General features: G+C 62.7%; 16 protein-coding genes. 5 read left to right on the forward strand and 11 right to left on the reverse strand.

The window, feature by feature from the left end; translation table 11 throughout:
- Positions 1 to 23: 23 nt before the first annotated feature.
- Positions 24 to 1,016 (reverse strand): helix-turn-helix domain-containing protein, encoded by a 993-nt coding sequence (locus FJ978_RS25165; RefSeq protein WP_140574815.1) that lies wholly within the window; start codon positions 1,014 to 1,016, stop codon positions 24 to 26.
- 126 nt (positions 1,017 to 1,142) lie between these two features.
- Between FJ978_RS25165 and FJ978_RS25170 the strand changes: the two genes are divergently transcribed.
- On the forward strand, positions 1,143 to 1,787 hold the full coding sequence (locus tag FJ978_RS25170) for a cysteine hydrolase family protein (protein WP_140574817.1): 645 nt from the start codon (positions 1,143 to 1,145) through the stop codon (positions 1,785 to 1,787).
- Between the two features lie 127 nt (positions 1,788 to 1,914).
- Here FJ978_RS25170 and FJ978_RS25175 read toward each other — a convergent pair whose 3' ends face one another.
- From FJ978_RS25175 to FJ978_RS25210, 8 genes are all read right to left on the reverse strand, one after another.
- Positions 1,915 to 3,594, reverse strand: coding sequence for a formate--tetrahydrofolate ligase (locus FJ978_RS25175; RefSeq protein ID WP_140574819.1), 1,680 nt, complete (start codon positions 3,592 to 3,594; stop codon positions 1,915 to 1,917).
- Positions 3,595 to 3,962: 368 nt separating this feature from the next.
- Positions 3,963 to 5,081: a DUF2333 family protein gene (locus FJ978_RS25180; protein ID WP_140574821.1), complete on the reverse strand. Its 1,119-nt coding sequence runs from the start codon at positions 5,079 to 5,081 to the stop codon at positions 3,963 to 3,965.
- A gap of 105 nt (positions 5,082 to 5,186) precedes the next feature.
- On the reverse strand, positions 5,187 to 6,488 hold the full coding sequence (locus FJ978_RS25185) for a DUF6638 family protein (protein ID WP_140574823.1): 1,302 nt from the start codon (positions 6,486 to 6,488) through the stop codon (positions 5,187 to 5,189).
- A 219-nt stretch (positions 6,489 to 6,707) separates the two neighbouring features.
- Positions 6,708 to 8,618, reverse strand: a complete 1,911-nt coding sequence (locus FJ978_RS25190) for an ATP-binding protein (RefSeq protein WP_140574825.1) — start codon at positions 8,616 to 8,618, stop codon at positions 6,708 to 6,710.
- A 24-nt stretch (positions 8,619 to 8,642) separates the two neighbouring features.
- Positions 8,643 to 9,788, reverse strand: coding sequence for a hypothetical protein (locus tag FJ978_RS25195; RefSeq protein ID WP_013893432.1), 1,146 nt, complete (start codon positions 9,786 to 9,788; stop codon positions 8,643 to 8,645).
- 44 nt (positions 9,789 to 9,832) lie between these two features.
- The gene (locus tag FJ978_RS25200) at positions 9,833 to 10,921 is read right to left on the reverse strand and encodes a hypothetical protein (RefSeq protein ID WP_013893433.1); all 1,089 of its coding nucleotides are present in this window, start codon (positions 10,919 to 10,921) and stop codon (positions 9,833 to 9,835) included.
- Positions 10,922 to 11,233: 312 nt separating this feature from the next.
- The gene (locus FJ978_RS25205; RefSeq protein WP_140574827.1) at positions 11,234 to 11,623 is read right to left on the reverse strand and encodes a cytochrome c family protein; all 390 of its coding nucleotides are present in this window, start codon (positions 11,621 to 11,623) and stop codon (positions 11,234 to 11,236) included.
- A gap of 120 nt (positions 11,624 to 11,743) precedes the next feature.
- Positions 11,744 to 12,355, reverse strand: coding sequence for a thymidine kinase (locus tag FJ978_RS25210; RefSeq protein ID WP_140574829.1), 612 nt, complete (start codon positions 12,353 to 12,355; stop codon positions 11,744 to 11,746).
- Positions 12,356 to 12,761: 406 nt separating this feature from the next.
- Here FJ978_RS25210 and FJ978_RS25215 point away from each other — a divergent pair, with 406 nt between their 5' ends.
- The 4 genes from FJ978_RS25215 to FJ978_RS25230 all read left to right on the forward strand — a co-directional run bounded on the left by FJ978_RS25215 (position 12,762) and on the right by FJ978_RS25230 (position 16,281).
- Complete coding sequence (locus tag FJ978_RS25215; RefSeq protein ID WP_140574831.1) at positions 12,762 to 13,697, forward strand: choline ABC transporter substrate-binding protein; 936 nt, start codon at positions 12,762 to 12,764, stop codon at positions 13,695 to 13,697.
- 230 nt (positions 13,698 to 13,927) lie between these two features.
- A complete protein-coding gene (choW, locus tag FJ978_RS25220) occupies positions 13,928 to 14,782 on the forward strand; it encodes a choline ABC transporter permease subunit (protein WP_013893437.1) in 855 nt (284 codons plus the stop codon).
- The gene (gene choV / locus FJ978_RS25225; RefSeq protein ID WP_013893438.1) at positions 14,779 to 15,960 is read left to right on the forward strand and encodes a choline ABC transporter ATP-binding protein; all 1,182 of its coding nucleotides are present in this window, start codon (positions 14,779 to 14,781) and stop codon (positions 15,958 to 15,960) included. Before choW ends, choV begins: the two co-directional genes overlap by 4 nt.
- An 87-nt stretch (positions 15,961 to 16,047) precedes the next feature.
- Entirely contained in the window at positions 16,048 to 16,281 is a 234-nt protein-coding gene (locus tag FJ978_RS25230; RefSeq protein ID WP_013893439.1) for a hypothetical protein, read from the forward strand.
- A gap of 69 nt (positions 16,282 to 16,350) precedes the next feature.
- On the opposite strand, the gene FJ978_RS25235 is transcribed toward FJ978_RS25230, so the two are convergent.
- Positions 16,351 to 17,760: an ATP-binding protein gene (locus FJ978_RS25235; protein ID WP_013893440.1), complete on the reverse strand. Its 1,410-nt coding sequence runs from the start codon at positions 17,758 to 17,760 to the stop codon at positions 16,351 to 16,353.
- Positions 17,757 to 18,476 (reverse strand): response regulator transcription factor, encoded by a 720-nt coding sequence (locus tag FJ978_RS25240; RefSeq protein ID WP_013893441.1) that lies wholly within the window; start codon positions 18,474 to 18,476, stop codon positions 17,757 to 17,759. The genes FJ978_RS25235 and FJ978_RS25240 overlap by 4 nt, the downstream gene beginning before the upstream one ends.
- Positions 18,477 to 18,728: the final 252 nt, after the last annotated feature.

Consider the following 18,728-nt stretch of genomic DNA (forward strand, 5'->3'; position numbering starts at 1 on the left):
CGCGCGCCCTTTGCCGTTATGCCTCAGGACGCTGCGTGCACCATGTCCTCCCGCCGATCGCCTCGCCTGGAAAACTCCCGCCGGTATTGTGCCGGCGACGTCCTGAGCCTTACAGCAAAATGCTGGCGCAACGAGGTGGCGCTGCCGAAGCCGGCTTCGAAGGCGACGATATCCATCGATTTCTCCGTCGCTTCCAGCAGCCGCTGCGCCAGCTCGATCCGCTGGCTGGTCAGCCAATCGCCAAAACTGGTACCGATCGACTTCTGGAAGCGGCGGGTGAAGGTACGCCGGGTCAGGCCGGCGGCTTCGGCGACGCTGTCGAGGCTGTGCGCCTCGCCGAGCGTGGCGCGCACCGCGTCAAGCGTCCTGGTGAAGCGGTCGGCGTCAGCGCTTTTTGCCACGGGGCGCTCGATGAATTGCGCCTGCCCGCCCTGGCGGTGCGGGGAAAGGACGATCTGGCGGGCGAGCCGCAGTGCGGCTTCCGCGCCGTAGCGGGCGCGCACGATGTGGAGACAGCAGTCGAGGCCGGCCGCGACCCCGGCCGAGGTCACGACGTCTCCATTGTCGACATAGAGCACCGTGGCATCGACCGCGATGTCTGGATGGAGTTCCTGCAGCCGCTCGGAGTAGGCCCAGTGCGTCGCGGCGCGGCGGCCTGAAAGCAGTCCAGCCGCGGCAATGGCAAAGGTTCCGAGACACAGTCCGACAATCAATGCGCCATGCTCGTGCGCCCTGCGCATCGCCTCCATCAACACTGGCGCTGGCGGCTCGCCGAGATGATGCCAGCTTGGGATGATGACGATATCGGCGCCGTCGAGCCCTTCGAGCCCATGCGGTGCGGCAACCGTCAGTCCGGCTTCGGTGTGGACCGGGCCGGCCTTGACCGCGCAGATGCGGAAGTCGAAGCGCGGCAGCCCAAGCGCCGTCCTGTCCTCGCCGAACACCAGGCATGGCACGGAGAGATGGAATGGGCTGATGCCGTCGAAGGCTAGGACGGCAATGATCGGGTCGGTCATGGGGGTTCCAGCAAGTGATCTCGGATTGTCCCAATTCTTTCGAATGATGTCAATCGGGACACTTTTGGTCGCTCGGCGATATGGCTATTTTCGGCCCCATCGCATTCAAGCCGAAAGGAAAACACCATGTCTGACCCAGTCAAAACCGCACCGCGCCGCGCTCTCATCGTCATCGACGTCCAGAACGACTATGATGGCGGCAATCTCGCCATCCAGCATCCGCCGTTCCGCGACAGCGTCGTCAACGTGGCGCGGGCGATGGATGCGGCCACTGCTGCCGGCGTCAAGGTAGTGGTCATCAAGCAGATGGCACCCGAGACATCGCCAGTTTTCGCCAAGGGCAGCCATGGCGCAGAACTGCATCCCGAGATCGCCAGGCGCGGCCGCGACCACTATATCGAAAAGAACCTGCCCTCCGCCTTCACCGGCACCGACCTCGAGGATTGGCTGCGCGCCAACGCCATCGATACGCTCACGGTGGTCGGCTACATGACGCACAATTGCGATCTGTCGACCATCATCCACGCCGTGCATATGGGCTTTGCGGTCGAATTCCTGTCCGACGCCACCGGCTCGCTACCCTATGCCAACAGCGCCGGCTATGCCTCGGCGGAGGAGATTCACCGCGTGGTCACGATCATCCTGCAGTCGCGCTTCGCGGCGGTGCTCAAGACCGCCGAGTGGTTGGAGTGCCTGAAGACCGGCGCCTTGCCGGAGCGCGATACGATCTACGCCTCCAACCAGCGGGCGCTGGCTCGCAACGCGGCCTAGCAATGTCCGCAAACAGAAAGGGCGCCGCATCGCTGCGGCGCCCTTCTTTGATTGTGGAGACGGGTCTAACTCTTTGTTTTGACGCAATTCCGGACGGAAAACCGTTTCACACTTTTCCTGGAATTGCTTAGAACAACCCTTCGATCTGGCCGGCCTCGTTGAGGAAGATCTTCTCCGAAGAGGGCGCCTTGGGCAGGCCGGGCATGGTCATGACCTCGCCGCAGATGATGACGACGAAGCCGGCACCGGCCGAAAGCCTGACTTCGCGCACCGGCACGGTGTGTCCGGTCGGGGCGCCGCGCAGGTTCGGGTCGGTCGAGAACGAGTACTGGGTCTTGGCCATGCAGACCGGCAGGTTGCCGTAGCCGGCGTCTTCCCAGGCCTTGAGCTGGTCGCGCACCGACTTGTCGGCGATCGCCTCCGAGCCGCGATAGATGCGTTGGACGATGGTGTTGATCTTCTCGAACAGCGGCATGGCATCGGGATAGAGCGGCGCGAACTGCGAGGCGCCGGATTCGGCCAGCGCCACCACCTTGTTGGCAAGATCCTCGATGCCAGCCGAGCCGTTGGCCCAGTGCTTGCACAGGATCGCCTCTTCGCCCATCGAGGCGACATAGTCCTTCATCGCCTGGATCTCGGCGTCGGTGTCGGAATAGAAATGGTTGATGGCAACCACCGCCGGCACGCCGAACTGGCGGATGTTCTCGATGTGACGGCCAAGGTTGGCGCAGCCCTTCTTCACCGCTTCGACGTTTTCCTTGCCGAGGTCTTCCTTCTTGACGCCGCCATTCATCTTCATGGCGCGCACAGTGGCGACGATGACGGCAGCTGCCGGCTTCAAGCCCGCCTTGCGGCACTTGATGTCGAAGAATTTCTCGGCGCCGAGATCGGCGCCGAAGCCGGCCTCGGTGACGACGTAGTCGGCGAGTTTCAGCGCCGTGGTGGTGGCGACGACCGAGTTGCAGCCATGCGCGATGTTGGCGAACGGGCCGCCATGCACGAAGGCCGGGTTGTTCTCCAGCGTCTGCACCAGATTGGGCTGCATGGCATCCTTCAAGAGCACGGCCATGGCGCCGTCGGCCTTGAGGTCGCGGGCATAGACCGGCGACTTGTCGCGGCGATAGGCGACGATGATGTCGCCAAGGCGCTTTTCCAGATCCTTCAGGTCGGTCGACAGGCACAGGATCGCCATGACTTCCGAGGCGACGGTGATATCGAAGCCGGCCTCGCGCGGGAAACCGTTGGCGACGCCGCCGAGCGAGCAGATGATCTCGCGCAGCGCCCGGTCGTTCATGTCCATGACGCGGCGCCACACCACACGGCGGGTGTCGATGCCGAGCTCGTTCCCCCAGTAGATGTGGTTGTCGATCAGCGCCGACAAAAGGTTGTGCGCGGTGGTGATGGCGTGGAAGTCGCCGGTGAAGTGGAGGTTCATGTCCTCCATCGGCACGACCTGTGCGTAACCGCCGCCGGCGGCACCGCCCTTGACGCCGAAATTCGGGCCGAGCGAGGCCTCGCGGATGCAGACGATCGCCTTCTTGCCGATGCGGTTCAGGCCGTCGCCGAGGCCGACCGTGGTGGTGGTCTTGCCTTCGCCGGCCGGGGTCGGGTTGATGGCGGTGACCAGGATCAGCTTGCCGTCCTTGTTGCCTTTCACCGACTTGATGAATTCGGCTGATATCTTGGCCTTGTCGTGGCCATAGGGCAGCAGGTGTTCGGTCGGGATGCCGATCTTCTGGCCGATCTCCTGGATCTGCTTTTTCCTGGCGCCGCGCGCGATCTCGATGTCGGACTTCACTTCGGCCATAACGGCTTTCCTCTGGATTGGACGGTGGAGGGGACGGGGTTGATCTCTATCGCAAACAGGTTGGAACCGGGCGCGCGGGCATGTTCTAACCCTCTCGCTGCCGTGGCGTCAACTTGCATGCAACTATGTTTCCTCTAGAGAAAATTCCTCTGCGGCCGGCCGACCTGTCCTCGGTTCTTCCTGGCTCCGCTTGCCGCGCCGTATAGAAGCCAGAGCAGGGAGGCTTCCGCCGTCTCAAAACAGCCGCACAATGCACCGAATGCGACAGAGGCGACGGCGCAAATCCGCCATCGGCTTGCCCTTTGCTTTATGCATGTCGTTCTCCCAAAACCGGGACCACTTTGGACGACATGCATTGCGGCTCAGCGCTACTGGGTCAGAACATTGCTGATCTCGACCATGTTGGAGCGCACACGCAGGATGTAGAAGCCCATCGTCGTCAGGTGTGTCGGCAACAGCCAGCCATCCTCGCGGCCATTGGCGATGATGAAGGGCTGGATCCTGAGAGCCGAGACGAACTGGGCATCCATCGTGTCCCACAGGCTCTGCAGGTGCTTTTCCTTGAGGACATCCTCGAAATCGGCCTGAGCGCCTTTCATCAGCCCGTAATAGGCATAGAGCTGGCCATAGGCGAACCAGTAGCGGTCGTCGGCGCGGGTGTCGAACCAGCCATTGTTGTGGTTTTCGGCACGCTCCTTGAGGATGGCCGAGGTTGAACCGATGTCCGAAGCAATGCGGTCGATATACTGCTTCAGATTGTCGGCGCGGGCATCGAAGGTCGCCTGGCAGGTGGCGAGGCGAGCGTTGAAAGAGCGCAGATTGCCCATCGCACGGCGATACATGCTGGGCGTGGTCGCGGTCATGCCGTTGCGGCTGATGTACCAGATGGACTCGTCATACTGCAGCTGACCGCGGGCATCCTGGAGGTTGGTATCGATCTGCGAGGTGGTGCGCACGCGGCCAAGATTGTCGGCAAGCTCGGTGGCGGTGCGCCGCACCGCCTGGTTGATGCCACGCTGGAACGAAGCCTTGTTGTCCATCCAGGGCGTGTCGTCCCAGTCGATGCCGAACAAGCCGAGCTTGTAGAGGACCATCGACGAGACCCAGGCATTCTGATTGACGTTGAAGTCGATCAGATCGGCCGCCACCTGGGCGATGGCGGAGTTGCCGCAAGTCTTGGCCGTGTCGGTGCCGCTGCCGGCGGCGACCTGCTCGCCGGCGGAGACATTGCGCTTCTCGAAGGTGTAAGTGTCGGGATAGGTCGGGTTGAAATTGCTCCACCCTTGGGTGGCGTAGAAGAAATTGGCGTAGAGGCCGACCAGCACCAGCAAAGCCAGGCCGACCACAGCCTTGAGGATCCAGCCGCGCTGCGTATACCAGCGCCCCGCCCACAGGAAAGGCCACAGGATCACGCCGATGACGAGGCCGATGCCGCGGCCGATCCACTGGAAAATGCGGGTGAAGAAATTCACGATCGGATCAAGCATGGCTCACGTCACCCCCTCAAAGCATGATGTCAAAAAAGTTGCGGACTTTTTTAAATAACATGCACCAAAACAACAAGTTAGAACGAAATGACGGGTCATTTCATTCTAGTCGGTCAGACCGTAGAGGCGCGTGCGAAACGCCACCTTGTCCTTCAAATATGTGGTTTTCAGAACGTCCACAACATGCGATCGCCAGCCGTCGCTGAAGCCGTCATAGTCCTTGTAGAAGCCCTGCTTGTTGAAGATGTAGCGCGAGACGAAGTCCGACGGCACGAAATCCGAGATCAGACGGTTGGTCAGCCATGCGTCCGGATGGTCCGGCTTGGCACGGGTCACCAGGAAGCGCTGCTGGGGAAACACATCTTCGATCTTGAGGTGGCCAAGCTGGGCGATCTCGCGCTTGGCGGCATTGAGGAAGGGGAAATTGCCGTCCTTGGCGATCAGGTCGGCATGGCTCTGGATCCAGGTCTGCAGCCAGACCTTGTCGACATCGGTCAGGTTGCGGTCGGGTTCGGCGTCGCGGATCAGCGCACGCACCACCATCTCGGCCCGGTGCTCGAGATAGCCGGACGACTCGATCCATGAGGCGCGCGGCAGTTCGATGCGGCCGGTGCTGGCCAGGAACTTGAACACCTTGTCGGCGTCGTTGATCGAGAGATAGCTGACCTGCCAGGGCCGCGAGCGGCGGAAGCCGGGGGCGGCCGGATCGCTGATCACCGTCGTCATGTCGGGGTCGACGAACACGTAGAGCCCGCCGAAATGGCTGGTCCAGTAGGCGTTGTGGCGGAAGATCACCTGGTCGGGCACCAGCGCGTTCTCACGGATGTCGCCGCAGATTTTCGCCAGCTCCACCATGCGGGTCAGCATGGCATTGTCGCGCCAGGCGTCCGGCTCCTGCTTCAGCCTGTCGACGAGCTTGCCGAGTTCGGCCGCCTTGCCCAGCACGTCCTCGGCGGAAAGCACCTTGAACTCGACCTGGCTGATCGACAGCAGGTCCTCGATGTCGTTGACCTTGGGAACGGTATCCTCGATCTCGCCGTAGATGACATCCTTGATGGTCAGCGCGTCGATGGCGCGCTGGTTCTTGGACATGAACTCGAACATCAGCTGCGAGGTGTTGGAGAAGGCGGTGTGCACCACCGGCAAGTCGATCTGCGACGGCGTCAGGATGATGAAGCGGCGGTTGACCTCGTTGGGATCGAGATAATCAGGGTCGCCGCATTCATCGGCGATCTCGGGCGAGAAGCCGGTGCGGTCGATCTGGAAGCTCGCAAGCTTGGTCGGCTTGAGGCCGAATGCGGCCAGCGCCTTGTTGTAGCGCTGGATGAGATGCGGCTCGTCGACGGTGAGCAGTCGGCCGTAGATGAGTTCGTTGTCGCGCAGAAGGTCGGGTTTTTTGGCGCTCATTTTGCCTTCTCCCCGTTCACGGGGAGAAGGTGCCCGAAGGGCGGATGAGGGGCGCGAGCCTTCCTTCTCCCCTTGTGGGAGAAGGTGGATCGGCGCGCAGCGCCGAGACGGTTGAGGGGTGGGTGACGGATCGCCGTCCTTGCCAAGCTGGAACACCCCTCATCCGTCGCCTTCGGCGACACCTTCTCCCACAAGGGGAGAAGGGAATGCCGGCGCACGTCACGCATTCCACAGTCCCTTCTTCTTCATCTCCTCCATCTCACGCCCCGCCCTCTCGCGCAGCCTAGCGTCGCGCAGCAGCTTCTCCACGGCGGCATCATCGGACTTGTCGGAATAGCGGAATTCCGAGTCGGCGTAGCGGTTGATCTCCTGCATGACCATGTCCATCGAGAACGGCCCGCGCAGTTCCTCGATCATGGCTTTCTTGTCGTCGTAGGCCTTGTGCATGAAGGCTTCCGGCTTCTCGAACCAGTCGTCGGGAAGCTCGATGTCCATGGCGCGCATCTTGATGGCGTCGGTGACGTTCTTGATCGCGCGGCCGGTGAAGCGCGGCTCGGCATCCTTGATCAGGTGCAGGTAGGTGCCGATGTCGGCCATGGTCTTGGGCGCGCCATTCTCCTTCATGTAGCGCTCGTAGACCTTCATCAGGCCGTCCTCCTGCGGCTTCTCGTGCTCCTCGTAGGCCTCGGTCACGGCGCGCTGGATTTCCTGCGCGGCGTAGAGTTCGTGGTCACCGAGCGGGATCTTGTGGTTCTTGCCGGCGAGCAGCACGAAGATGTCGATGTAGTCGTCGCGGCTCTGCGGCCCGTCGACCAGCCAGCGGGCGCCGGCGCGCTGGCGCAGCGCATCGTCGACATTTTCGGGATAGTTGGAAAACATGCCGAACGAGCAGTTGCCGCGCACCACGGTGGCGGCACCGGCGAACGCGTCCATCAAGACGCCGGTGATCTCCTGCTGGCCGGCGGAGGCGCGGTCGTCGGAGCGTTTGGCGGCCACCTGGTCGATGTCGTCGATGGTGCCGAAGCCAATGACGCGCGGGTTCAGCACATTGTTGATGAACTGGCGGCAGTTCTGGCCCGACTTGCCCTGATAGGACGAGATCTGGTCGACGCCGAAATTCTCGTAGGCGAAGGGATAGCCCGCGACCTGGCAGTAGCCGTTGACCAGACCGGCGATCATCTGGATCAGCGTCGTCTTGCCGGTGCCGGGCGCGCCGTCGCCGATGAAGGTGAACAGGAAGCCGCCGAGTTCGACGAACGGGTTCAGCTCGCGCTCGAAATCGTAGGCCATCAGCATCTTGGCGAGCTTGACCGATTGGTATTTGGCGATGTGGTTGCCGACGACCTCTTCGGGCGTCTTGAAGGTCATCACCAGCGGCTTGGAGCGCTTGCCGGGGGCGACGTCGAAGCCGTCGAGAGTGAAATCGTCGGCGTCGATGCGGATATGGGCGTTCTCGAATGGCCCTATGCCGTCGAAGCGGCCTTTTCGCGCCAACAGCCCATCGATGGCGACACGGGCAAAGGCGCGCGCGCGCGTCATCAGGTCGGCGTCGTCGGATGCGCCCGATATCGCCTTGTCGAGGCCGGCCAGGATCGACTTCACCGCGTCCTGCGGCGTATCGAACAGGAAATCCGGCTCCGGGATGTCGTTGGGCGCCTCGCCGTCGCTGTCGATCAGCTGGAACAGATAGGATGCCAGGCTGAAGGCGGAGATATAGGCGGAGGCCGACAGCAGCTTCTTGAAGGCCGATGCCTCGTCGCCTTCGAGCGGGGCGCGGGTGTTCTTCGCCTGCAGGCTTTCGAGGTCGGAGCCTTCGGCGAAAACATCCGATATGGCCAGGGCAATGGCCGTGCCGCGCCGGGCGCGAAACAGAAGCGTGTGCTGCGGGATGGTGAGCAACTGGTCGTCGGGATGGACGGCGCCGACTGTCTTCGACAGCTCGACCTCGCGCGTGCGGCGCACCGAACCCACCGATACAGTGGGGACGAAGCGGCGGTTGGTGCCGGCCAGCGCCGTGCCGGATTCTCGCGAGGGATCCTCCAGCACGACGATGCGGGTGATGAAGCTCTGCGCGGTGGCGCGGTGCTTCTCGATTGCCGCTTCCGGGATGGTGGTCAGGCCGGTATCCATGAAGGTTGCTCCGTGGTGTGACGGTCAGACGTCCGAGATGACCTGTCCGTTGGACAGGATGTGGACCTTGTAGCCGGAAAAGATCTTCTGCGCCTCGCCGGCGGCGTAGAGCGCCTGGTAGGCCTCGTGCGGGATCAGTGCGTGGTTCTCGTAGCTCGACACGCCCTGGCGCGCGGCCTCCAGATCGTCAGTGTTGATGAAGAATTCCTGGGTCGTCTTCTCGCTTGAAAACAGCCCCCTGCGGCCAGGTTTCTCGGCCTTGGAATAGACTTCCTGGATGGTCCAGGTCAAAAGCCAGGCATTCTCGGGCTTGCGCACCTTGGCCAGCACCTCGGTCACCGTCGAATTGTTGTCGGTGATACCAGCCGAATAGAAGGGACCGAGCACGACGCGGCGCAATTGCTTGGGGTGCAGCGGCTCGAAATCTTTGTCGAGGTTGACGGCGATCGTCGCCGGCGACAGGGTGTAGGCGGAATTCTTCTCGGTGAAATCATCGAAGCGGTGGGCGAGCTCCGGATTGAGCAGGCCGTCGACCGGCAGCGGAATGTCGACCTTGTCGTTGAGCTTGCCGTTCCTGTCGACGAGCTGGCTGACCATGGTTTCCGAGGAATCTTCCACCGTCACCATGTAAACCAGGGGCAGGTTGGCGCTGCCGTCGAATGTCGCCCAATGGACGAGATAGTAGGGCCGCGCCGTCTTCGGGTTGACCGAGACCTTGGCGGTCTGCGCCAGGGTGAAAGGCCCGAAGGTCTGCTCGCTCTTGACGTCCTCGAGATAGAGCCGCTCGGCCATCGACTTCTGCAGCGCCTCGGGGAATTCCTTGTGGCGCAGGATGAAATCGGCCATCTCCTCGCGCAATTCGCCGGCCAGCGGGATGTTGGCGAGCCGGCTGTCCGCCTGGCGGCGGTCGTTCTCCAGTTCGAGCAGGTTCTGGAACACTGGAAAGCCGCTTTCGGCGCGCGAAATGCGGAACGTGTCCACGAAGCCCAGCCGGTTGCGCCAGCAGGAGAAGGATTTGTCGAGCCGGGCGATGTATTCGGCGACGATCTTGGCGACGATGCCGTGCCGGTAGAGCGGCGAGCGGTCGTCGCGCATGAACACTTCCAGGCCGCTCAGCGCGGCCGTGATTGCCGAGAAATACCGCGCCGCCGCGTCGTTTTCGGGGGTCATGCTACTGGCCTCAAGTCGGAACGCGACACTGGCGAGTGCAGCAATTAAGACTGTACGTAGTTGGCCGAATTGTGCTTCTTCAGCACCTCGTCGAAGCGGCGGGCGAAGGCGTCGTCGGCAAGCTTCTTGCGGCGTTGGATGTCGGCGCTGGCGACCATGTTCTTCTCGTGCATTTCGAGCAGGTCGCCGATGTGCTTTTGCGAGGCGGCGCCGATGCCGGCCATGGTTTCCTCGGCGGTGTTGTCGACCTGGCTGCCCAGCGTGTTGATCTTGTGGGCGACGTCCTGCTGGGCGGCGGTCTTCAGCGAATCTTCCAGCGCCTTGTAGAGCACGATGCGCTGCTCGGTATCGATGGTCAGCTTGTTGATCAACGTCGACTGCGCCGCGATCTGGTTGTTGAGCGAATCCACGAAGGTCTGGAACATCGAGGTGTAGCGCTCCAGCGTCTGGCTCTCGGCCAGCAGTTCCTGTTCCTTGGCCTGCTTCTCGTTGTACTCGGTGGCGAGCTTGGAGCGCTCGCCTTCGAGCTGCGTGCGGTCCTTCTGGCTGGTCGAGGCGGCGATCTTGTTCTCGATGTCGAGCAGCATCGGGTTGAGCTCTTCGATGCGCTTCTGCACGGCTTCGAGGTTGGACATGGTTGTCTTGCGGCGCTCGATCACCTGCGACAGGCTGGTTTCGGAGGTCTTGTAGCGCTGGTCGAGGACCTCCTTCTGCGCCTTCAGGATGCCGACGATGGTGTCGGACTTGGCCAGCAGCTCCTGCAGATTGCCGGCCAGCGACATGTTGCGGACACGGTCGGTGCGCATGCGTTGCTTGCTCTGGCTGGAGAAGATGCCGATGAAGTTTTCCCAGCCGGTGTAGTTCTTCATGCTTTCGAACTCGGCGCCAAAGACGTTGGTGGCATCCTCCAGTCCGATGATAAGGTCGGCGATGTTGCCTTCCATCACCTTCTGCTGCTTCAGCACATCCTCGATGCGGGCGTTCTCGATGTCGAAATTGGCGTCGCCGATCTTCTTGTCGGCGGTGGCAAGCGTGTCGAGCACGGTGCCGGACTGCTCGATCTTGGTGCGCATATCCTGGACGACCTGCTTGGTCTTGGCAATTTCGGCATCGAAATTCTGCAATGTCGCCATAGGGGCCTCCCGCTTCGGCATCAGGTCGCTGGTTGCGAACAGCGGCGAATATATGTGGGGTATCAGGGGATTGAAAGACGTGAAGACAGGGACGGTGCGAAAACAAAATATCACGCTGTGCCCTTGAAAGGCAGTGGAGCGGTGGTCATGGCGTGATTAGCTGGTGAGCCGAGCATAGTTCAGCTGATTTTGAACTTCCACGCCGGCAAAGCAGTCAGTCTCCATCGATTAGGATGGTCCTGAAGCCGGACAACAACTGACCAGTTGCAGCAGCCGCTCCATGCCGGGCGTCAGCCGGCGCCATCATGCTGCTCAGGGCTTGGGATCGGCCTTCAGATAGGCGATGACGTTGGCGATGTCGTCGTCGCTGCTGAGGCCGCCGAAAGCCATCTTGTTGCCAGGCACCTTCAGCCTGGGCGCCTTGAGGTATTCGGCAAGGTTTGCCTCGTCCCAGACGAGACCGGCGGCGCCGGCGTTTTTCATGGCTTCCGAATAGTGGCCAAGGAAGCTTTCGGCGCTGCCCGCGGTGCGGCCGACGACACCCATCAGATGCGGGCCGACCTTGTCGCGGTCGGTGGCCGCTTCATGGCAGGCGATGCAGCGGTTGAAGACGTGCTTGCCCTGCACGGGGTCACCGTCGGCGTGAGCGGCAATGGAGGTGGCCAGCAGAAGGATGCTGGCTGACGAAACGGCTCGAAGCATGGCTGACCTCCAGGGGTTCCGGCTGACGGTCTTATAGGGCCGGCGCCTTAACAAACGCTGCATCGTGGCGGATGGATGCCCGACCCGGCTGCACAAAGCCTGGGCCGGCGCCGCCCCCGATCAGTTCCTCACGAAGCCGATAAAGTCGTCGGGTGCGGCGCGGCCCATTTCTTCTTCCCAGTGGCGGCGGCAGAGCGAGACGTAGACGTCCTTGCCGATCGCCACCTGTTCGCCTTGCCGGGCGACCTTGCCGTCGGGGCCGAGGCGCACGACCATTGTCGCCTTGCGGCCGCAGCGGCAGATGGTGCGGACTTCGCGCAGATCGTCGGCGATGGCCAGCAGCGCGCAAGAGCCGGAAAACAGCTTGCCCTGGAAATCGGTGCGCAGGCCATAGCACATGACGGGGATGTTCAGCCGGTCGGCGATGCGGGCGAGCTGCCAGACCTGCTCCTCCTCCAGGAACTGCGCCTCGTCGACGAAGACGCAATGCACGGCGCTGCGCTGATGATGCTCGGCAACACGGGCGAACAGATCGTCGCCGTCGCGGAACATCTCGGCCTCGGTCTCCAGCCCGATGCGCGACGAGATCAGGCCGCTGTCGCCCTTGCGGTAGTGGCCGGCGACGAACAGCATCGTCGTCATGCCGCGCTCGCGATAGTTATATGAAGCCTGCAGCAGCATCGTCGTCTTGCCGGCATTCATCGTCGCGTAGTGGAAGTAAAGCTTGGCCATGCTGCCCTGTAAGGTCTGTTGATATTCAGGTGAGGCCGGCCTGCAAATGGCGGCTCCCTGCGCTTCCGATGCTCACGTACGAAAAGTACGCTCCGCTTCGGTTCTCGGAACCCACCATTTTCGGCGCGGCCTGACCTGAATCTGAACAGACCTTAAGCCGAGTTGGCGAGGCGCGGGGAGGGGCCGTCAGCGCATTCCCCTGAAAAAGCCGCCATCACGGCAGCCAGATCAGGCCGATCGTACCCGCAAAAGCGCCAACCGTGTCGCTGATGGGCCATTCCGCGCCGTTGATCGTGATTGCCTTAGCGCTTGAATCCACACCAGAATGGTGTTTGGCTGACGAAACAAGGCGGGCAGAGAAACCGTAACTACGCTTCGCCAAAGAATCACAATGGGAGACTTGTCTATGTCGCGTATGAATTCCTTCGTCGCCGGCCTCGGCCTGGCGGCTTTCCTGTCCACGAGTGCTGCCTTTGCCGGCGATCCGGCAAGCTGCAAGGCCGTGCGTCTCTCCGATGTCGGCTGGACCGACATCCAGGCGACGACCGGCGTCGCCTCGGTGCTGCTCACCGCGCTCGGCTACGAGCCGCAAACGATCCAGCTGTCGGTGCCGGTGACCATGGCGTCGCTGAAGAACACGGATCTGGATGTCTTTCTCGGCAATTGGATGCCGTCGATGACCAACGACATCAAGGATTACACCGCCGATGGTTCGGTCGAGACCATCAGCACCAACCTGACCGGCGCCGGCTACGGCATCGTCGTGCCGACCTACGTCGCGGACGCCGGCGTGAAGTCGCTGACCGACATCGGCAAGTTCAAGGACAAATTCAACGGCAAGATCTATGGCATCGAGGCCGGCAATGACGGCAACCGTATCATCCTCGACATGATCAAGAACCCGAAGGACAATCTCGAGGGCTTCGAACTGGTCGAGTCGTCGGAGGCCGGCATGCTGACGCAGGCCGAGCAGTCGATGAAGAACAATGAGTGGATCGCCTTCCTCGGCTGGACGCCGCACCCGGTGATGGGCGCCATGAAGATCACCTATCTCGATGGCATGGGCGACAGCGGTTTCGGCGCCGCCACCGTCTACACCGTCGCGCGCAAGGGCTACACCACCGAATGCCCGAATGCCGGCAAGTTCATCGCCAATCTGAAGTTCAACCTGGATATGGAAGGCCAGATGATGGAAGCCATCCTGAAAGGCGGCGACGCCAACACGGTTGCGACCGACTGGCTGAAGAAAAATCCGGATGCCGTCAAGCCATGGATCGCCGGCGTGACCACCTTCGACGGCGGCGACGCCGCGGCCGCGATCAAGACCGCGCTCGGAGGCTGAGCCGGCTTTTGTTTCGGCCTAGACGCATGACCCCGAAAATCGGCTTTGATTTTCGGAAAGGGATCATGCGCAAAGAAACGTGCCGCAGCGTCCTTTGCGCGTCTGAAAAGACGCGCGGCGCTGTGGGAAGAAGAGGGCAGCCACTGGAAAAGGCTGCCCTTTTTCATATGCTGTGACAAGATGACGTTGCGAGAGTTGGGGCCGGCGGCTTCGCGCATGAGAGGGGCGATATGGATCCGATTTCGAAATTCATGGTCGATCACAAGATTCCGATCGGCGCCTGGGGAAAGGCGTTCTTCGGTTTCCTCACAGACAATTTCGACACCGTGTTCAGGGCTTTTTCGAATGGGCTGAATTTCCTGCTCGACGGGCTGGTCAACATCCTGCTGATGGTGCCGCCGGTGCTGCTGGCGCTCGTCATCGCTGTCATTGCCTGGCTGCTGCAGCGGTCTCGACCGCTCGCCATCGGCGTATTCCTCGGCCTGATCTTCATCATCAACCAGAACCTGTGGAAGCAGACGGTGCAGACGCTGGTGCTGGTCGTGGCGGCCGCCGCCATGGCGATGGCCATCGGCGTGCCGCTCGGCATCTGGGCGGCGCACAAGCCCAAGGTCTACCGCATCATGCTGCCGGTGCTCGACCTGATGCAGACGCTGCCGACCTTCGTGTACCTGATCCCGGTGCTGACGCTGTTTGGCCTCGGCAATGCGCCCGGCCTCATCGTCACCATCATCTTCGTCATCCCGACCGCGGTCAGGCTCACCCACCTCGGCGTCGTCTCGGTGCCGAAGTCGATCATCGAAGCCGGCGAGGCGTTCGGCGCCACCAAGAGCCAGCTTTTGTGGAAGGTGGAACTGCCCTCGGCATTGCCCACCATCATGGCGGGGCTGACCCAGTCGATCATGCTGTCGCTGTCGATGGTGGTGTTCGCCGCACTGATCGGCGCCGGCGGCCTCGGCACGGAAATCAACCGCGCGCTCGGCTCGCGCCGCATCGATCTCGGGCTTGAGGCCGGTCTCGCCATCGTCGTGCTTGCCATCGTGCTCGACCGGATGACCCGCATTGGCGTTGGAGGCAAGAAATGACCGTCGCCGTCGATTTCAAGAACGTCGACATCGTCTTCGGCGCCGACCAGGCGGGCTCGCTGGCGATGATCGACAAGGGCGCGACACGCGCCGAAATCCTCGAGAAGACCGGCAATGTGCTGGGCTGCGCCGACGCCAGCCTCACCGTGCACGAAGGCGAGATTTCGGTGCTGATGGGCCTGTCGGGCTCCGGCAAGTCGACGCTGCTTCGGGCCGTCAACCGGCTTAACGTGGTGTCGCGTGGCCAGGTCCTGGTCAAGGACGGCGACAAGATCGTCGATGTCGTGACTTGCGACCAGGCCACATTGCGGCGCCTACGCCAGAAGCAGGTGGCGATGGTGTTCCAGCAGTTCGGCCTGTTGCCGTGGCGTACGGTGGAAGAAAATGTCGGGCTCGGCCTCGAACTCGCCGGCGTGCCGGACGCCGAACGCAAGGAGCGCGTGCACAGGCAGCTCAAGCTGGTCAATCTCGACCAGTGGTCGAACAAATACGCCCATGAACTGTCGGGTGGCATGCAGCAACGCGTCGGCCTGGCGCGCGCCTTCGCCACCGAAGCGCCGATCCTGTTGATGGACGAGCCGTTCTCGGCGCTCGACCCGCTGATCCGCACCAAGCTGCAGGACGAATTGCTGCAGCTGCAGGCCGAGCTGAAGAAGACCATCATCTTCGTCAGCCACGATTTGGAGGAGGCGCTGAAGATCGGCAGCCATATCACCATCATGGAGGGCGGCCGCATCGTCCAGACCGGCGCGCCCGAAGACATCGTGCTGCGTCCCGCCAACGACTATGTCCGCGACTTCATCGCCAATGTGAACCCGCTGTCGGTGCTGACCGCCTGGAACGTCATGCGCGACCGCCGCGACCTGGAGCATGGCGACAATGGCTGGGTATGGCTCGATCGGCGCAAGACGACGCGCTTCAAGATCGACGACCACGGGCTGGTGGCGGCAGCCGAACGCGACGGCAAGCCGGCGGTCTGGATGTCCTGCGCCGATGTCGAAGCCCAGTCGGAGGAAGCAGCGCAAGTGTTCTGGGCGAATCCCGGCACATCGCTGAAAACGGTGATGCTGGCCATGCACCGCTCGCAGACCGCACCGGTGGCGCTGTTCGACGACCAGTCCCGCTTCGTCGGCGCCATCGGCATCAGGGATGTGCTGAGCGCAGTGCTGCGGCGGTAGTCGAGCGCGGTCTTGCAGGGACAGGGCGCGTTGAAGCGGATTCGGAATTGGCTTTCTAAACCGCGGGTCGCTCAAACGGCGCTCGGCATGCTGCTTGTGATCGCGATGCGATCGATCCTGGAATTCTTCAGGATCGGCGGGGCGACCGGTACGCCGCTGAGTGCAAACCAGCTCTTTTATATCGAAGGGGCGTTCGCGGCAGTCAGTGCCGCGCTGGCGGTTCTTGTCCTGCATGCATTCGGGCGGCACGGTTGGGCAACGTTGTCCAGCGTGATGGCAATAATTGCCCTGCTGGCATGGAAAATCGCCGTCATCCGTTGAAAATCGGCAAACGGGGACCATCCCTGATCGCCGCGCCTCTTGCGAGGCCGGCATTTTGGACGACCCGCGTCAGGCCGCCAGCGGCAAGCGTAGCTCCGTCAGCAGGCCGCCGGCAGGATGGTTGGACAGGCGGACCTCGCCGCCGGCGGCGCGGGCAATGTTGCGGGCGATGGTGAGGCCGAGACCGAGGCCGCCGGTCTGGCGGTTGCGGGATTGTTCGAGGCGAACGAAAGAACCGAACACGGCATCGATCTGGGCCTGCGGTATGCCCGGTCCTTCGTCGCGGATGGCAAGCGTGATCGTGCGGTCGGAGCGGTGCAGGCTCAGATGCGCCTTCTTGCCGTAGGTTACGGCGTTCTGCACCAGATTGGTGACGCAGCGCTTCAGCGCAACCGGCCGCGCCATGCAGATCAAGCCGCGTGAGCGAGTATCGTCATTGTCGAAGGAGACGTCCGGGTAGGCATCGGCGATCGATTCCACGAGCGACCAGAAGTCGATGCGTTCGCTCTTCTCCTCGGTCACCTCGAAGGTGGCGAAGTCGATCACTGAACTGGCGATGCTCTCGACGTCGGCGAGATCGTGCGCCAGCGCCTCGCGCACCGCCGATTTGCGCAACAGCTCCAGGCGCAGCCGCATCCGCGTCATCGGCGTGCGCAGGTCATGCGCGAGTGCGGCGGCCAGATGTTCGCGGTCCTCGACATATTCGCGCAGCCTGGCCTGCATGGCGTTGATCGCCCTGGCGGCGGCCTGGACCTCGCGGCTGCCCGATTCGGCGATGGGCGGGCTCTTCAGGTCCTTGCCGATCCTGTTCACGGCGGTTTCCATCATGCGGTAGGGCGCCGTCAGCCGGCGCAGCGACCAGATCGACATGATGACCACCAGTCCGGCGATCAGCGAATAGAGCGGCAGGCTGTCGACGCTGAGGATCGGGCCGACGGGCGTGATCGGCTCGGTGAAGTTCAGCCACTGGCCGTCGGCGAAGCGCAGCGATGCCGTCAGCTTGTCGCTCTGGGCGAAATCGGCGGCCAGCACCAAGAGGTCGCGCTCGACCTGGCCGATATCGGCCCCCGGCTCGGTGCCGCCGGCGTCGTCGGCCTCGCGCGTCGCCGGGTCGCGCCGCACGCGCGCGTCGGTGATGCCGAACTTCGACAGCCGGCCGACGAGGATGTCCTCGAGCTCGGCCAGTTCGTCGTCGCCGGCGATCGAGGAGGTGACCGCGGGCGTGTCCGAGACGGTCAGCGCATAAGTCGAATTGAACAGGCCGGCCGCGGTTGCCTTGCGCTCCTCCGGCGTGGCGTCATGCATCAGCTGGACCAGCGAGAAGGCGCGGTCGTTGAGGCGGTAGAGATCGACCACGTCGTTGGCGGCGGCACGGTCGCGCGACACGATGTAGAGGGTCGCGACCTGGCTGATCAGCAGGCCGGCAATGACGATCAGCAGCACCCAGACAGGCAAGGTCTGCGGCAGGAAACGTCTCATTCGGAGATCGTCTCGGGCAGGAACTGATAGCCGCCGCTGCGCACCGTGAGGATCAGTTTCGGCGTCTTTGGGTCGTCTTCCATCTTGCGCCGCAGCCGGCTGACCAGGATGTCGATGCTGCGGTCGAAGGAATAGTCGCTGTCGCCGCCGGAAAGCTCGATGAGCTGGTCGCGGGTCAGCACGCGCTGGGCGCTCTTGACGAAGGTCTGCAGCAGGTTGAACTCGGCCATCGTCAGTTCGACCCTGACATCGTCGGGCGCGGTCAGCCGGCGCCGCGAACAGTCCATCGTCCAACCGGCGAAGCGGTAGATCTGCTTGGAGGTGGCGCGCTTGGGTTCGGCGGCGGCACCGTTGCGCCGCAGCACCGCGCGGATGCGGGCCAGGAGTTCGCGCGGGTCGAAGGGTTTGGGAACATAGTCGTCGGCGCCCATCTCCAGGCCGACCACGCGGTCGGTCGTCTCGGTGACGGCGGTCAGCATGATGATCGGCGTCGAATACTGGGCGCGAAGGTCGCGGCACAGTTCAAGCCCGCTCTTGCCGGGCAGCATCACGTCAAGCACGATGAGGTCCACCTGCGCGCGGCGCAGGATCGTTTCCATCTCGATTCCGTCGGCCGCGACCGAGGTGTGCAGGCCCCGCTTCTGGAAGAATTCCTGAAGCAGGTCACGGATGCCCTTGTCGTCGTCGACGATCAGTATGTGCGCATCGGATTTCACAGGTGCCTGTCCCGGTTGCCGGCCAAGTCATTCTTGGCCGGTGAGCCACACGATAGAATTCGGGCCATATGTTGGCCAGTGCCTTGCATTTCAAGGAAGAACGAATTCCGCCTTCTCCACACCGAATGCAATGGGGCGTCAAAGCCCGAAACCGGAACCACTTTTGGGCGATATGCACCAGCCGGGCCAGCCAGACACAATCCAGAAACAAAATTCTACAATCGGGAAAAACTCCTGAAAAGGTAGGGCGGC

It is taken from the genome of Mesorhizobium sp. B1-1-7 (assembly GCF_006442705.1).
GTDB lineage: Bacteria > Pseudomonadota > Alphaproteobacteria > Rhizobiales > Rhizobiaceae > Mesorhizobium > Mesorhizobium opportunistum.

Bases quoted from the DNA above. Each gene is read 5' to 3' on its own strand.
- FJ978_RS25210 (WP_140574829.1), bottom strand. From the start codon at position 12,355: ATGGCCAAGCTTTACTTCCACTACGCGACGATGAATGCCGGCAAGACG.
- FJ978_RS25230 (WP_013893439.1), top strand. From the start codon at position 16,048: ATGCTGCTTGTGATCGCGATGCGATCGATCCTGGAATTCTTCAGGATC.
- FJ978_RS25180 (WP_140574821.1), bottom strand. From the start codon at position 5,081: ATGCTTGATCCGATCGTGAATTTCTTCACCCGCATTTTCCAGTGGATC.
- FJ978_RS25175 (WP_140574819.1), bottom strand. From the start codon at position 3,594: ATGGCCGAAGTGAAGTCCGACATCGAGATCGCGCGCGGCGCCAGGAAA.
- FJ978_RS25205 (WP_140574827.1), bottom strand. From the start codon at position 11,623: ATGCTTCGAGCCGTTTCGTCAGCCAGCATCCTTCTGCTGGCCACCTCC.
- FJ978_RS25195 (WP_013893432.1), bottom strand. From the start codon at position 9,788: ATGACCCCCGAAAACGACGCGGCGGCGCGGTATTTCTCGGCAATCACG.
- choV (WP_013893438.1), top strand. From the start codon at position 14,779: ATGACCGTCGCCGTCGATTTCAAGAACGTCGACATCGTCTTCGGCGCC.
- FJ978_RS25235 (WP_013893440.1), bottom strand. From the start codon at position 17,760: ATGAGACGTTTCCTGCCGCAGACCTTGCCTGTCTGGGTGCTGCTGATC.
- FJ978_RS25215 (WP_140574831.1), top strand. From the start codon at position 12,762: ATGTCGCGTATGAATTCCTTCGTCGCCGGCCTCGGCCTGGCGGCTTTC.
- choW (WP_013893437.1), top strand. From the start codon at position 13,928: ATGGATCCGATTTCGAAATTCATGGTCGATCACAAGATTCCGATCGGC.
- FJ978_RS25185 (WP_140574823.1), bottom strand. From the start codon at position 6,488: ATGAGCGCCAAAAAACCCGACCTTCTGCGCGACAACGAACTCATCTAC.
- FJ978_RS25200 (WP_013893433.1), bottom strand. From the start codon at position 10,921: ATGGCGACATTGCAGAATTTCGATGCCGAAATTGCCAAGACCAAGCAG.
- FJ978_RS25190 (WP_140574825.1), bottom strand. From the start codon at position 8,618: ATGGATACCGGCCTGACCACCATCCCGGAAGCGGCAATCGAGAAGCAC.
- FJ978_RS25170 (WP_140574817.1), top strand. From the start codon at position 1,143: ATGTCTGACCCAGTCAAAACCGCACCGCGCCGCGCTCTCATCGTCATC.
- FJ978_RS25165 (WP_140574815.1), bottom strand. From the start codon at position 1,016: ATGACCGACCCGATCATTGCCGTCCTAGCCTTCGACGGCATCAGCCCA.